The sequence below is a fragment of the Anabaena sp. CA = ATCC 33047 genome (assembly GCF_963870205.1).
GTDB lineage: Bacteria > Cyanobacteriota > Cyanobacteriia > Cyanobacteriales > Nostocaceae > Trichormus.
The window spans coordinates 24,568-38,882 of record NZ_CAWMSA010000020.1; the positions used below are offsets into that span (position 1 = coordinate 24,568).

Annotated in this window: 13 protein-coding genes; 8 read left to right on the forward strand and 5 right to left on the reverse strand. The window is 43.7% G+C overall.

What is annotated here, in order from left to right; all coding sequences use genetic code 11:
- The first annotated feature begins 516 nt into the window (after positions 1 to 516).
- Positions 517 to 1,842: a 30S ribosomal protein S12 methylthiotransferase RimO gene (rimO, locus tag AACS98_RS05180; protein ID WP_066377040.1), complete on the forward strand. Its 1,326-nt coding sequence runs from the start codon at positions 517 to 519 to the stop codon at positions 1,840 to 1,842.
- Positions 1,843 to 1,896: 54 nt separating this feature from the next.
- Positions 1,897 to 3,432 (forward strand): DEAD/DEAH box helicase, encoded by a 1,536-nt coding sequence (locus AACS98_RS05185; RefSeq protein WP_066377041.1) that lies wholly within the window; start codon positions 1,897 to 1,899, stop codon positions 3,430 to 3,432.
- 496 nt (positions 3,433 to 3,928) lie between these two features.
- Here AACS98_RS05185 and AACS98_RS05190 read toward each other — a convergent pair whose 3' ends face one another.
- Entirely contained in the window at positions 3,929 to 4,876 is a 948-nt protein-coding gene (locus AACS98_RS05190; protein WP_066377043.1) for an aldo/keto reductase, read from the reverse strand.
- A gap of 161 nt (positions 4,877 to 5,037) precedes the next feature.
- Between AACS98_RS05190 and AACS98_RS05195 the strand changes: the two genes are divergently transcribed.
- The 4 genes from AACS98_RS05195 to AACS98_RS05210 all read left to right on the forward strand — a co-directional run bounded on the left by AACS98_RS05195 (position 5,038) and on the right by AACS98_RS05210 (position 9,424).
- Complete coding sequence (locus AACS98_RS05195; RefSeq protein ID WP_066377044.1) at positions 5,038 to 6,468, forward strand: BCD family MFS transporter; 1,431 nt, start codon at positions 5,038 to 5,040, stop codon at positions 6,466 to 6,468.
- 22 nt (positions 6,469 to 6,490) lie between these two features.
- The gene (locus tag AACS98_RS05200) at positions 6,491 to 7,297 is read left to right on the forward strand and encodes an inositol monophosphatase family protein (protein WP_066377046.1); all 807 of its coding nucleotides are present in this window, start codon (positions 6,491 to 6,493) and stop codon (positions 7,295 to 7,297) included.
- Between the two features lie 405 nt (positions 7,298 to 7,702).
- Positions 7,703 to 8,272: a hypothetical protein gene (locus AACS98_RS05205; RefSeq protein WP_066377048.1), complete on the forward strand. Its 570-nt coding sequence runs from the start codon at positions 7,703 to 7,705 to the stop codon at positions 8,270 to 8,272.
- A 195-nt stretch (positions 8,273 to 8,467) separates the two neighbouring features.
- Positions 8,468 to 9,424, forward strand: a complete 957-nt coding sequence (locus AACS98_RS05210; RefSeq protein ID WP_066377050.1) for an MDR/zinc-dependent alcohol dehydrogenase-like family protein — start codon at positions 8,468 to 8,470, stop codon at positions 9,422 to 9,424.
- A 166-nt stretch (positions 9,425 to 9,590) separates the two neighbouring features.
- Here the strand turns inward: AACS98_RS05210 and AACS98_RS05215 are convergent, their stop codons facing one another.
- The 4 genes from AACS98_RS05215 to petP form a co-directional block, all read right to left on the reverse strand.
- Positions 9,591 to 9,878, reverse strand: coding sequence for a hypothetical protein (locus tag AACS98_RS05215; protein ID WP_066377272.1), 288 nt, complete (start codon positions 9,876 to 9,878; stop codon positions 9,591 to 9,593).
- 82 nt (positions 9,879 to 9,960) lie between these two features.
- Entirely contained in the window at positions 9,961 to 10,971 is a 1,011-nt protein-coding gene (chlG, locus tag AACS98_RS05220; protein WP_066377051.1) for a chlorophyll synthase ChlG, read from the reverse strand.
- 257 nt (positions 10,972 to 11,228) lie between these two features.
- On the reverse strand, positions 11,229 to 12,329 hold the full coding sequence (locus AACS98_RS05225) for a Get3/ArsA fold putative tail anchor-mediating ATPase NosAFP (RefSeq protein WP_066377053.1): 1,101 nt from the start codon (positions 12,327 to 12,329) through the stop codon (positions 11,229 to 11,231).
- 87 nt (positions 12,330 to 12,416) lie between these two features.
- Complete coding sequence (petP, locus tag AACS98_RS05230) at positions 12,417 to 12,608, reverse strand: cytochrome b6f subunit PetP (RefSeq protein ID WP_066377054.1); 192 nt, start codon at positions 12,606 to 12,608, stop codon at positions 12,417 to 12,419.
- Positions 12,609 to 12,773: 165 nt separating this feature from the next.
- Here petP and AACS98_RS05235 point away from each other — a divergent pair, with 165 nt between their 5' ends.
- Both AACS98_RS05235 and AACS98_RS05240 read left to right on the forward strand, forming a co-directional pair.
- Entirely contained in the window at positions 12,774 to 13,571 is a 798-nt protein-coding gene (locus AACS98_RS05235; protein WP_066377056.1) for a Uma2 family endonuclease, read from the forward strand.
- A 13-nt stretch (positions 13,572 to 13,584) separates the two neighbouring features.
- Complete coding sequence (locus tag AACS98_RS05240; protein ID WP_066377059.1) at positions 13,585 to 14,259, forward strand: Uma2 family endonuclease; 675 nt, start codon at positions 13,585 to 13,587, stop codon at positions 14,257 to 14,259.
- Positions 14,260 to 14,315 lie beyond the last annotated feature (56 nt).

The window sequence follows — 14,315 nt, forward strand, 5'->3', positions numbered from 1 at the left end:
AACTTACCATAAGATATGTTAAGATAAAACCTGGCTACAAGAGGAGTTTGCCACTCACAACACGCAAGGCAGCTTCCCTTGGTTTAGGTACATTGTCTGCGCTTTGTTGTAGACCAAGCCTGGGCATGAGGGTAGCATTACTGCTTTATTGGGCGTAGTCGCAAGCGCGATTTCCCAGAGGGTAGCGACTTCTCACAACCAGCCCTTTGGGCGGCTTCCCGATGGGTAAATTAACAAAAGACACGCTGCGGTAATGTAAAATACCAACAGGCGAATTGTTAAGAAAAATTACAAGTGTCAAATGTACCCAAAGACACTTAATTTTACCCTGGGAAACAAACTAATAGAAACATCATAACATGACCTGAAATAACTAAGGTCATAAACTTAAAGGCAGTTGCTGAGAGTGGAACACCCACGCCTAGCAATGTCACAGCAAGGGTGCGAGTCACAAAGAGCGAGATTATTGCCCTTTGTGTCATAAAACAAGAAAAAAATGGAAGCTTTTTTCAAAATATGGGTGAAAAGCCAACAATAGCAATTTCTCACTTGGGCTGTGAGAAAAATCGAATAGATACAGAACACATGTTAGGACTGCTGGTAGAAGCAGGTTATGGTGTAGATACAAATGAAGAGTTAGCAGATTATGTAATTGTCAATACTTGTAGTTTCATTGAAGCAGCGAGGGAAGAATCGGTTAAAACATTGGTAGAATTAGCAGAAGCCAACAAAAAAATTGTCATAACAGGCTGTATGGCGCAGCACTTCCAAACACAATTGTTGGATGAGTTGCCGGAAGCAGTGGCTGTAGTTGGCACTGGAGATTACCATAAGATAGTAAATGTTATAGAAAGAGTAGAGCAAGGGGAAAGGGTTCAACTCGTTAGCGCAGAACCAACTTATATAGCTGATGAAACTACACCGCGCTACCGGACTACCACAGAAGGCGTTGCTTACCTGAGAGTAGCCGAAGGGTGTGATTACCGATGTGCATTTTGCATAATTCCCCACCTGCGAGGAAACCAGCGATCGCGTACCATAGAATCTATAGTTGCTGAAGCCAAGCAACTAGCAGCTCAAGGGGTGCAAGAGATTATTCTCATTTCCCAAATCACCACCAACTACGGGTTAGATATTTACGGCAAGCCCAAACTAGCCGAATTACTGCGTGCCTTGGGGGAAGTGGATATACCGTGGATTAGAATGCACTATGCCTATCCCACTGGACTAACCCCAGAAGTCATAGCGGCAATTCAAGAAACACCAAACGTTTTACCTTACTTGGATTTGCCCTTACAACATTCTCATCCAGACATTTTGCGGGCAATGAACCGCCCCTGGCAAGGGCGTGTCAATGATGAGATTATCACCCGCTTAAAAACAGCCCTACCAGAAGCTGTGTTACGGACGACATTCATAGTAGGCTTCCCTGGAGAAACAGAAGCACATTTTGAGCATTTACTAGAGTTTGTCCAAAAGCATGACTTTGATCATGTGGGAGTCTTTACCTTTTCCCCAGAAGAGGGAACACCAGCGTACAAACTACCGAATCAATTGCCACAAGCTGTCATGGATGAACGCCGCGATCGCCTGATGGCAATCCAGCAGCCCATATCTAGGCAAAAAAATCAGCAGGAAATCGGCAAAATTGTTGAAGTCCTGATTGAGCAAGAAAACCCTGAAAGTGGGAAATTAATCGGTCGTTCCGGCAGATTTTCCCCAGAAGTGGATGGTCAGGTCTACGTTGATGGCAAAGCCAAATTAGGAACTATCGTACCCGTAAAAATCCACGGTGCGGATGAGTACGACCTGTTTGGTGAAGTTGTTGATAGCTATCAATAAGTTTCAATTCAATTTACAAATCTCAAAGCAAAAGAACACAATCTAGGAGAGTTGATGAATCTTTCTTTTCAAGAACTAGGCATTTCACAGGAACGTGTTGACCACTTAGCAAAAATTGGTTTTACAGCACCTACCAACATTCAAGCTCAAGCGATTCCCCAACTGTTGTCAGGTCGGGATGTGGTAGGTCAGTCTCAAACAGGTACAGGCAAAACAGCCGCTTTTTCCCTGCCAATTTTAGAGCGGATTGACATCCAACAAAGAGCTGTGCAAGCCCTAGTTTTAACACCCACCCGCGAGTTAGCCATTCAAGTACACGATGCAATGAGCCAATTTGTGGGTAACAGTGGCTTGCGGGTGTCAGCAATTTACGGTGGTCAATCAATTGACCGTCAAATTTCCCAACTCAAACGAGGTGTACATATAGTAGTTGGTACACCTGGACGGGTGATTGACTTACTAGAACGGGGTAGCCTGAAACTGGATCAAGTCAGATGGTTTGTCTTAGATGAAGCCGATGAAATGTTAAGCATGGGCTTTATCGATGATGTCGAGAGAATTTTATCTCAAGCCCCCGACGAGCGGCAAACTGCGCTATTCTCTGCTACCATGCCGCCATCAATTCGGATGTTGGTTAACAAATTTTTGCGATCGCCTGTGACAGTCACAGTGGAGCAACCAAAAGCCACACCAAATAAAATCAATCAGGTAGCGTATCTCATTCCCCGTCACTGGACAAAAGCCAAAGCTTTACAACCAATTCTGGAAATGGAAGACCCAGAAACCGCTTTAATCTTTGTCCGTACCAGACGCACCGCCGCCGAACTCACCAGTCAACTGCAAGCTGCTGGACACAGCGTTGACGAATATCACGGCGACTTATCACAACAAGCACGGGAACGCCTACTAAACAGATTCCGTAATCGTCAGGTACGCTGGGTAGTAGCCACGGACATCGCTGCACGGGGTTTAGATGTAGATCAACTCTCCCACGTAATTAACTTTGACCTTCCCGACAGCGTAGAAACCTACGTTCACCGCATTGGACGGACTGGCCGCGCCGGAAAAGAAGGGACAGCGATTACCTTAGTACAACCCTTTGAGCGTCGTAAACAGCAAATCTTTGAACGCCATGTCCGCCAAAGCTGGCAATTGCTGTCAATTCCCACAAGAGCGCAGATTGAAGCTCGCCACATTCAAAAACTGCAAGGACAAGTCAGAGAAGCCCTAGCAGGAGAGCGTTTAGCTTCATTCTTGCCCATTATCAGCGAACTCATCGAACAATACGACGCACAGGCGATCGCAGCTGCGGCATTACAAATCGCTTACGATCAAACTCGTCCAGCTTGGTTAAGCGCGGATGTGGAAATTCCCGAAGAAACCGCATCTGTTCCCAAACCCAAACTTGCAAAACGTCGTGACTTTTCTGGAGACAAACCCCGTTCCAATTGGAACAGATCCGACAAAAACGGCGACGAAGAAAGACGCTCTACCCCCAAACCAAAACTACGCTCAGGTCGTCGTGAGCCTTCCGTCTCCTCCGGTAATCACAAATTAGGTTCATCCGCAACTAAAGAATCAGCTTCTTAGTCATTAGTGATGAGTCATTAGTCATTAGTTAAGAGTTGTTGGCTATTGATGAATTGACTGCGGCTAAACGTTTTGATCAGCTTGTAGGAACATAGATAATGATGCAGTATTTCTAATCCTATGTTCACAATCTCAAACCTAGAGCAGCTACAAGCTGAACATCCACAACGGCAGATAGAACTAATACACGGGAATATCTGGTGATAGAGTCCATCGGATGACATTTCAGAAAAAAAAGTGCTGAGTCAATTCGATTACTCAGCAACTAGGTAAGCCCAAGTAAACTTGGACGAGTAACTCGTTCGAGTCCTAGTTTTACTCTGCCTAGACTGGAGTAACACAGATAAAAAGCCAGAAATGAACCTCAGAGAAAATACAAAATCACAAAAAACACTCCGCGCGACGGCAGTCGCTTTAAGTCGGGAAACCCGCCCAACACGCTGCCTCCCCTCTGCGTTAACCTCCGCGCTCCTCCGCGTTAAAAAAAAATAACCCTCTACTTCCAACGACAACTAACCATTTCTAACTCCCGAACTTCATCATCACTTAACCGCCAACCTAAAGCCCCAGCATTCTGCTTAACTTGTGCAGCAGTTTTCACCCCAGCGATCGGAATAACATTACCCTGAGCAATTAACCAATTTAAAGCAACCTGGGCAGGAGTGCGATCGTATTTCTCCCCTAAGCTACGTAATAAAGAAATTACTGGTGCAATTTTTTGCAAGCCTTCCTTACTAAATCTAGGATCTAACCTTCTCGCTCCACTAGGATTATCAGCACTTTCAGGCGTATATTTCCCAGTCAGCAATCCCTGAGCCAAGGGACTATATGCTAAAATTGTTACTCCCAACTCATTGGCAGTTCCCAAAATACCATCGCTTTCAATTTGGCGAGTCAGTAAAGAATAACGAACTTGGTTGACTGCTAAAGGTACTCCTCTAGCCCCTAATATTTCATAAGCTTGGCGCATTTGCACTGCTGAGTAATTACTCACACCAACGGCGGCAATTCTACCCCGTTGCACTTCATCAGCTAAAGTATTTAATAAAGTTTCTTGACTTAAAAAGAAAGTAAAAGGCCAATGCACTTGATACAGTGCAACACTTTCAACTTGCAGACGTTTGAGACTATCTGTTAACGCATCAGAAACAGATTGTCCGTTAAATCGCCAAGGTAAGGGGCCGAATTTGGTGGCAATTTGTACAGGCTGCTGTGTTTGCTGGAGAAATTGACCTAAAAATTGTTCTGATAATCCTAGTCCGTAAACTTCGGCGGTATCAAAGAAGGTGACACCTGCTTCTAAAGCGGCGGTAAATGCTGCTTGCAACTGTTCTGCGCCGTATTCGTCGCCATAGTTCCAAAACAGTTTATCACCCCAAGCCCAAGTACCAAGGCACAGGGGTGTGACAGATGGGCCATTTTTCCCTAGTTTGATAGTTTCCACAATAGCAAATTTGAGTTGGTTTACATTTCTTTACTTTTTTAGTGTAGCTTTAGCATCATCGAGAAGTTACTACAGCATGAAAATTGACAGCGTGGAGACAGGCAGGGTTTATCTTAAGTTAAAGAAAGGCTAAATTCTGTAGTGTTTTCAGTGAAGTATCAATGGCAACTAGCAATTTTGAGTCTATACAGCCTGAGTCAGTTAAAAGAGTGAATTTATTCACCATGTTTCGGCTTGGCTTGTTTCAGATGGGTTTGAGCATGATGTCTATTTTGACTCTGGGGGTACTGAACAGAGTCATGATTCAAGAAATAGCGATTCCAGCGACGTTGGTATCGCTGGTGCTAGCATTACCTGCGTTTGTGTCGCCTTCACGCATTTGGTTTGGTCAGATTTCCGATGCTAAACCGTTGTGGGGTTATCATCGTACAGCTTATGTGTGGGTGGGTGCGGCGATATTTGCGATCGCCGCCTTTTTTGCTGTACAAATAATCTGGCAGTTAAATAGTGTCGCTAATAATCCTAGTGGCTGGGTGTGGACAACCGCTACTATAGGCTGGACAGCACTTTTAGGTTTAGTTTTCGCTATCTACGGTTTAGCAATTTGCGCTAGTGGTACAGCTTTCGCTGCTTTATTGGTGGATATCTCTGAGGAAGATAACCGTTCTAAAGTGGTGGGTGTGGTATGGTCAATGTTAATGGTGGGGATTATTGTCGGGGCAATTATTAGCTCTAGCTTACTCAGACAATTAACCCCAGAAGCAACCGTAGTTAATTTAGAGCCAGCAGTTAACAGGCTATTTATCGTAGTCCCAGCTATTGTGTTTGGGTTGTCAATTGTGGCAACCTGGGGTGTAGAAAAAAAGTATTCTTTCTTTTCGAGACGTTCTCACACAACCAAACGGGAAGATAGTATCACCTTGGGTGGAGCTTGGAAAATTTTAACAGCTAGTCCGCAAACAGCTTTATTTTTTACCTTTCTGCTGGTGATGACATTCTGCTTATTCATGCAAGACCCAGTTGTTGAACCTTTTGCGGGTCAAGTGTTTAAAATGCCTTTAGCGGAAAGTACCAGACTGAATGTTTTTTATGGTACTGGTATTTTGATTTCCTACGGAGTGACAGGATTTCTAATTGTACCTCGCTTGGGTAAACGCAGAACTGCACGCTTGGGCTGTGTGTTGGTAGCATTCGCCGCCTTATTATTGGGTGCGTCGGGTTTTTCCGCTAATCCGGCGTTTTTGAAGTTTGGTTTAGTTGTGTTTGGGTTAGCAACTGGGTTTTTAACTACAGCTGCAATTAGCTTAATGCTGGATCTGACAGTGGCGGAAACCGCCGGGACATTTATAGGTGCTTGGGGTTTGGCGCAGTCTGTTTCTAGGGGATTAGCTGTAGTCGTGGGTGGTACAGTATTAGATTTAGGCCGCCGACTGCTACCAACATTAGAATTAGCTTATGGACTGGTATTTTTTCTAGAAGCTGTGGGAATGGTGCTGTCAATTTCGTTGCTGAATCGGGTAAACGTGACAGAATTTCAAACCAGTACCAAGCAAGCGATCGCTTCTGTCTTAGAAAGTGATTTAGACTCTTAAGCCTCTGTGTGAGCGTTAATTCATGAATGATTTTTGGAATACAGTTGTTGATTTTGCCCAAACCACTACTAACAGAGTGGGAAAGCAATTAATGCAAGATTTCGGCCAGGTACAGGCTTTACAAAAAGCTGATGGTAGCTTGGTGACACAAGCCGACAAATGGGCAGATCAAGAAATTCGGGATGCGATCGCTTCTACTTTCTCTGGTTACGGAATTTTAAGCGAAGAAGGTGATCAGGTTTTTCCTGGTACAGATTGGTGTTGGGTAATTGACCCTTTAGATGGTACAACCAACTTTACACGGGGTATTCCCATCTGGTCAATTTCCTTGGCTTTACTCTATAAAGGCACACCAATTTTTGGTTATGTTCATGTGCCACCATTAAATCAAGCCTTTCACGGATTTTGGGAAGGTAGTTCTGGTTTAACTACACCATCGGGAGCATTTCTCAATCATCACCCCATTCATACCAGTATGGATGCTCCCAGCAGCAATCATTTTTTTAATCTTTGTTCTCGCAGTTTGGCTGTGGTGCAACAAGGGTTTCCCTGCAAAATTCGGATGTTAGGTGTAGCTAGCTATAATTTTCTCACCGTGGCAACGGGAGCAACATTAGGCGGTGTAGAGGCGACACCGAAAGTATGGGATATTGCAGCAGCTTGGGTAATTGTGCAAGCGGCTGGTGGTAGCTGGATTTCACTGAATTCACAGCCGTTTCCGTTGGTAGCGGGAGAAGATTATCGCGATCGCTCTCTTCCTACCCTCGTTGTCAGTCGCTCGGAGTTAGTTTCCTTTTTTACACCCTTTACTCAAGCCATCAAAATTTAACCAGCCTAACATCATAGCATTTTCTCATTATCCCTAGTCGTCACACCAAATTTTTTTAAAGACGACTCAGGGATTTTTTCAGGATATTACAGCTTTAGCAAGTATATGTAAGTATCTCAACAAAATTCATTTCACATCTATATGTTGTTTTAGTTGCTGCTTCCATTCTTCACTAATGAATTTAATTTTGCTTATCCATACAATTAGTTAATGTCAATAAATAATGATGTTATTAGCTATTTACTTTGTAATATTTACTGACAATGGCAAACTAATTAATGCTAGAAAATAGTTGGTTAAGAACTAAAAATATAGCAATTGTATATTAACAATGATATGACGTTAATTGCTAACTGCAAGTGAGCGAAAGCTTAAGTATAATGGTTTATCAAATATACAACAGCCATGTTATCTAATTTAGATTTATTCAAAGAGTTTGTTAATCAATCTCTCCAAAAACAAGAAGTTTTATTAGCAAACACTGCTTTAAAGGCTCAGAAAGTCTACACAACCAACCAACTCATCGCTAAAGCAGAAGGTGTGATTGCTACTGCCGAACTGACCCAGACAAACGTAAAATTTTTAATCAAATCAACCTCATCTTATTGGGAAGTAATGAATGAGGTATTAACAGATTATAACTATATGATCACGGGGGAAATGGATGACCGATTTTGCTATCAGTACGAACACTGCCAAGTCCCACAAGGGTATCGTTTGCACTGTACAAAATCAGTATATCTGTGGCGGACTTGGTGGAAATATAGCAAAAATAAATCACAGTTGGGTATTCCCTTAGATTTGCTCATTCGTACCCGCAATTCATGGTATCCCATCCGAGACTTAATTATTAGTGATGGCGTTTTATATATCAAAACCTTGGGTAGTGAAATTGCAGTTCATGCTAATGACCTGATCATTTGGTTAAGCAAAATTGAGGTCAAATTTCCCAGTCACTCAGAATTAGACAATTGAGTTGCTGTTAGTAACGCTAGTGAGAAATAGTGATTGGTGACTGGTAATCAATGTTTTCATCATACAATTCCAGATAAAATACCCACAAACAGGGTATAAAAATCTTTATTACCCAGTTCCGAATTCTTTCCAGTCCTTCTCAAGCTACTTTCATTGTGGTTAAAATGCCTTTGAGTGTCTAATTGGAACACGACAATGAAAGGACTCTGGCTGGAAAATAAGCAATTACAATTGCGTACAGATATTCAGATTCCCGAACCACCGCCAGGGGAAGCACTGGTGCGTGTTTTACGTGCAGGAATTTGTAATACTGACTTAGAATTACTGAGAGGCTACTATCCCTACAAGGGTGTTTTAGGACATGAATTTGTCGGTGTGGTGGAACAGGGGGCGGAACATCTTGTCAATAAACGTGTAGTGGGAGAGATTAACGCAGCTTGCGGTTATTGTCGTTTTTGTCGTCGGGGAGAACCAACCCACTGCGAAACCCGCACAGTATTGGGTATTGTCAACCGTCATGGTGCATTTGCTGAATATCTTTGTTTACCAATAGAAAATTTACATCCAGTACCCGAAAATGTACCAACAGATATTGCCACCTTTACCGAACCCTTAGCCGCAGCATTGGAAATTCAGCAGCAGATAAAGATATGTGCAGATGACCGTGTGCTAGTAGTAGGAGATGGCAAACTCGGACAGTTGGTAGCACAAACACTAGCTTTAACAGGTTGTGAATTATTGGTGATTGGTCGTCACCGTGATAAACTGGCTAATTTAGAGGCGCGGGGGATAAAAACTGGTTTAGTTGATGCTGTCAAAGATAGAAGTTTTGATATTTCCGTAGAGTGTACTGGCAACCCAGAAGGATTTGCGATCGCTCGTCGCGGTTTACGTCCTCGTGGTACTCTCATACTCAAAAGCACCTACGCTGGCAACCTCAGTTTAGATGCTTCCGCTTTGGTAGTTGATGAAATTACTCTCCTTGGTTCTCGTTGCGGCCCCTTTCCCGCAGCACTGGAGTTGTTAGCCGCAGAGAAAGTTGACGTAAAACCCCTAATTCATGCAACCTACCCCCTCACTGAAGGACTAGAAGCTTTTGCACAAGCCCAGCAACGAGGAGTGTTAAAGGTATTGTTAGAGATTAGTTATTAGTCATTAGTCATTGGTCATTAGTCATTAGTCATTAGTTACTTTCTCCCTCATCTCCCTCATCTCCCACCCTGCGGGTGAATCCTACGGATACGCTACGCGAACGCGGTAGCGTCTCGTAAGAGAAGCAAGCTACATCTCCCTCATCCCCCTCATCTCCCCTACACCCTTAGTACATGAGAGAATTCGTCTTGGCTTGAAAATCACAACAATGGATGGCCTCTTCTGTATTGGCGATGGATGGGTGGACAGTGCATTTGAGGCGGTAGTCATTGGTGAAAAATTGACAACTAGGACAGGGTATATTGTGCATTTTTTTGGCTGTGGTGATGCTGTCGCGTGTGGCTGTCCATAAACTCCAAAGAACGAGAACAATTATCAGCCAAGCACCAACAAAGCAAATCGGTACTAAAAGTGGTTGAATCCCTCTGAGCAGTAAAGATATTAATTCCAGCACGGCAATTTCTAACAAAAATGAAGAGCTAGAAGTATATTAACTCCTAACTCTGTCAAGCTAACTTCTTGCTACAGAAGTATAATTAAATTGCTGCGTGACCTAATGCTAAACCTGTCACCAACATTCCTAAAACCAAGAAAGGTTGTGCGCTGGCTTGGTATTTGACATCATTCTGTAAGGGGTCACGCAGAAAATACATATCTTGGAAGGTGATTTGGGGAATGATTAACAGTACCAAAATCGCTGCATATAAATTTTCATGAATACTAACTAGATAAGCAGCAATCAAACCTTGAAAGACATCAATCATTACCACACAAATCCGGGCGGCGGTGTTGACACCAAACATTACAGGCAAAGATTTTAAACCGAGTTGGCGATCGCCTTCTACACTCTTAAAATCATTGACAATGGCTATGCCCAATCCTGCCAAGCTGTAAATCAGGGTGAGAACGACAATTTTCCAGTTGAGTTCGCCAAACAAAGCATGACCAGCCCACCAAGGTAAGGCAATATAGCTAGCACCCAAAGCATAATTACCCAACCAACCGTTTTGTTTCAGTTTTAGTGGTGGTGCAGAGTAGATAAAGGCGATGAAAGAGCCAAATATTGCCAAAACTGTGACATTGGGGAATTCATGACCCGCCCATAAATCCAGCACAAAGGCTAGACCAATGCCAGCCAGAAATAAGAAAATAATCTGACTAACTACTTGCGGTACAGAAATTGCGCCGGAAGGGATAGGGCGATAGGGTTCATTGATCGCATCAATTTCGCGGTCATAAAAATCATTTAGGGTTTGAGTGTAACCCGTGAGCAATGGCCCAGACAACAACATACAAGCTGCTGCCTTTAAGACATTTTCCAGACTCCAGGTGTAGTTACCAGAAGAAGCCGCACCACAGACCACACCCCAAATTAAAGGAATCCAGGTAATCGGCTTCATCAATTGCAAGCGGATTTTCCAAATGGAAGTTTCCCCTGGTGCAGCACCTTTCATCCCTAATAATTGCCGGGTTTTGGCAGTGCGATCGCCTGTCGTCGCACTGGCTTCAGAATTAGAATCGGGAGTTATGGGAGTTAGTTCTGACATAAGAATTAATTATGTATTTGGGCATAGGGCTTAGGGAATGGGGCATGGGGACTGGGTATTGGGGACTGGGGACTGGGGATTGGGAAATCAGAAGAATTGGGGCAGGGTGCAGGGGGAAAAGGGGAAAGTCTTCTCCCCCTTGCTCCCTGCTCCCTGCTCCCCTGCCTCTCTCGCTCCCTCATCTTCCTCATCTCCCTCATCCCCCTCTGCTTCCTCCGCTTCCCAGTCCCCAATACCCAGTCCCTAGTCCCCAGTACCTAGAAAGAAATGATCAAATAATTATTTTGAAACTTCGCCCCAGTTACAGGTCTGCCACTGAGTGCTGGAGGTAAGAAGATGTTCCGCCGTTGGTCGCCAGCTTCTACAGTCACTTCTGGCCCATACTGGGTGAGTTTGACTTGTTTTTTATCAAATCCTGGCAAAAACAAGCGTACCTGAAGATTGTGAACATCAATAGTAATTGGGCTAGGGGCTTGCACTGCTTGCTCAACAAAATTAGGTAGAGCATCTATTAATGGTTGCCAATTACCATCTGTCAAGTCAGGCACAACGCTCACACTTAACGGCGTGAATTCCTCGGAAAAATTGGTGTTGTCCTGGGAGGAGATTTGAATCGCACCACCAACGGTTAACCCGACTTGTTGCGCGCTGCCCCACAAATAACGGACGCTAGCCACTTCTAGCGGGTCGGCTGTAGTCACCAAAAAGGCGGCTATGCGTTTGGGGTCAGCAAGAGCCGCTTTTCCTTTGTCTAAGAAATTATTGACTTGGTTGGTAGGATGAGCAAAGTTATCTGCTGTCCAGTTGATATTGAAAAAGCTGGAGATGAGTGGTTGAATCAAGGGTGATTCAGCAATATTTTTACCTAAGTCAGAATTGACGATTAATTGCCGGAATCGCCGGACATACCAGCTTAATGACTCTGGCATCCCAAACATTCGCAGGGTGGAAGCGTCACCAGTGCCGTTGTAGATAATCGCATCATACTTGCCACTGGCATCATATTCACGGATAGTATTCAAAGCCAGGGCATGATCCATGCCTGGTAATACTACCAGTTCTTGACCATAGACATCTTTTATGATAGGCGTTCTGAGGTATTCCGCCTCAAGTTTTTTCACTTCATCCCAACTGCGTTCTAGGAGTACAGAAGCTTGAAACTGTACAACGTCTAGATTGGGTGCGATTTGTTGGGGGTCTGGTGCAAGGGGTTGATCTAACAGAATGGGTAGTATGGGTTCTGCTAATCCTGCTAGAAGTACACGCTTACCTTGACTTGCTAATGATTTCGCAGATGCGATCGCTATTTTGGTACGAGAGATGCTGCTTGCGCCCAAAAATGTCAATATCTGGGACATTATCTTGATTTCCAATTACCACTGGTCTTTTCAATTCCAACTTAGCACTAGGCAAATACTCTTAGCTTCTACCTTGAGTTGCTGTGACTATACAGGTTTGATTTCATCTTCAAAAAACCAAGTAGAAGTATTATCATCAAACTTCACTACTACGCCAATACCGCAACCATCGGTAACTTTATAACCTTCAATCACACCAACTTTTCCGAGTTTCTGAGCGATGGCAGCAGAAACGCGATCGCGCAAACGAAATACCTTAACCTTTTGTCCGATTTCCATGCCTAGATAAAACGCAATAAACCAACAATTAGTTTAGCTGAATCTGGCACTCTCCGAAATTCAAAATTCCAAATTCCAAATTAACAATGATTGTTGACTATTGACCACTGACTCACAGCTTAAAATTAAATTAACTCGCAATCAGTTGGTCTAGATAATGTCACCATGTATCAAACTGATCCACCCCGTCCACCCCAAGAAACCATGCCCACGATGTATGATTTACCGAGTGAATTGGTAGGGGAATCAGGCTTGCCAGACGCATTTCATCGTATACAAGCAGATTTGCTCAGTGAAACTTGTCAACCTCCTAACTATTCATCGGAGGAAATTTTACTTGCTAGCGACTTAAATCTTTACTATGACCCCCGTCACACTTTATGGTATAAGCGTCCTGACTGGTACATGGTTTTAGGAGTACCTAATACTAATCAACAGCAAGACCTACGTTTAAGTTATGTTATCTGGCAAGAAGGGGTTGCTCCTTTTTTAGTAGTGGAATTACTTTCACCCGGTACAGAACAGGAAGATTTAGGGCAAACACTACGAGAAGTCAACAAACCCCCAACTAAGTGGGAAGTATATGAACGCATTTTGCGCGTTCCCTACTACGTTGTTTATGACCGCTATGAAAATCATTTCCGGGCTTTTCGACTCAATGGTAGTCGTTATCAGGCAATACCTTTACCAGAGAACCGTTTATGGTTAGAAGAGTTAGAAATAGGATTAGGTCTTTGGCAGGGTACTTATCAACAGACAACGGGTTTATGGTTACGTTGGTACAATGCAGCAGGTTGGGTGTTGACGCTGAATGAAACAGCAGAACAGGAACGTCAACGGGCGGAACAGGAACGTCACCGGGCGGAACAGGAACGCCAACGGGCGGAACAAGAACGCCAAAGGGCTGATAGATTAGCGGAATATTTGCGTACTCAAGGAATCGACCCAGATAACCTACCCTAATTCAGAGGTAGCCATGACCACAACCATCAAATTAGTCAATCCCAACATTGAATATCCCTGTTCAGACGGTGAACCCTTGGCAGAATCATACATCCATCTCTACGCAATTCTGACTACCCTAGAAGTAATCAAACAATACCTATCAGGCAGACAAGCCACCGTCCTGGCTAATCAATTCCTCTACTATGCTCAAGGTTTTCCTAGACTCAGAGTAGCACCGGATGTGATGGTAATTTTTGATGTGCCGCCTGGAGGTAGAGATAGTTATAAAGTCTGGGAAGAAGGACAAGTTCCCCAGGTAGTGTTTGAGATGACTTCCCAAGGAACGCAAAAACAAGACCAAGAACAAAAGAAAAACCTGTATGAACAGTTAGGAATTGGAGAATATTGGTTATTTGACCCTAAAGGCGAATGGATTTCAGAAAAGTTACGGGGATACAGGTTAGAGGGTGAGACTTATCAATTAATTACCGATGGGATATGTCAACCGTTACAATTGCGGATAACAGTCGAGGGGGAATTATTGGGATTTTATCGTCTCGATACGGGTGAGAAATTACTCAAACCTACAGAACTAGCCGAACAGTTACAACAAGAACGCCAACGAGCGGAACAAGAACGCCAACGGGCTGATAGACTAGCGGAATATTTGCGATCGCAAGGAATAGACCCAGACAACCTACCCTAATTCAGAGGTAGCCATGACCACAACCATCAAATTAGTCAATCCCAACATTGAATATC

Excerpts from the sequence above, each read along its gene's own strand:
- AACS98_RS05200 (WP_066377046.1), top strand. The coding sequence starts at position 6,491 with ATGAATGATTTTTGGAATACAGTTGTTGATTTTGCCCAAACCACTACT.
- AACS98_RS05195 (WP_066377044.1), top strand. The coding sequence starts at position 5,038 with ATGGCAACTAGCAATTTTGAGTCTATACAGCCTGAGTCAGTTAAAAGA.
- AACS98_RS05235 (WP_066377056.1), top strand. The coding sequence starts at position 12,774 with ATGTATCAAACTGATCCACCCCGTCCACCCCAAGAAACCATGCCCACG.
- chlG (WP_066377051.1), bottom strand. The coding sequence starts at position 10,971 with ATGTCAGAACTAACTCCCATAACTCCCGATTCTAATTCTGAAGCCAGT.
- AACS98_RS05210 (WP_066377050.1), top strand. The coding sequence starts at position 8,468 with ATGAAAGGACTCTGGCTGGAAAATAAGCAATTACAATTGCGTACAGAT.
- AACS98_RS05185 (WP_066377041.1), top strand. The coding sequence starts at position 1,897 with ATGAATCTTTCTTTTCAAGAACTAGGCATTTCACAGGAACGTGTTGAC.
- petP (WP_066377054.1), bottom strand. The coding sequence starts at position 12,608 with ATGGAAATCGGACAAAAGGTTAAGGTATTTCGTTTGCGCGATCGCGTT.
- AACS98_RS05240 (WP_066377059.1), top strand. The coding sequence starts at position 13,585 with ATGACCACAACCATCAAATTAGTCAATCCCAACATTGAATATCCCTGT.
- rimO (WP_066377040.1), top strand. The coding sequence starts at position 517 with ATGGGTGAAAAGCCAACAATAGCAATTTCTCACTTGGGCTGTGAGAAA.
- AACS98_RS05225 (WP_066377053.1), bottom strand. The coding sequence starts at position 12,329 with ATGTCCCAGATATTGACATTTTTGGGCGCAAGCAGCATCTCTCGTACC.
- AACS98_RS05205 (WP_066377048.1), top strand. The coding sequence starts at position 7,703 with ATGTTATCTAATTTAGATTTATTCAAAGAGTTTGTTAATCAATCTCTC.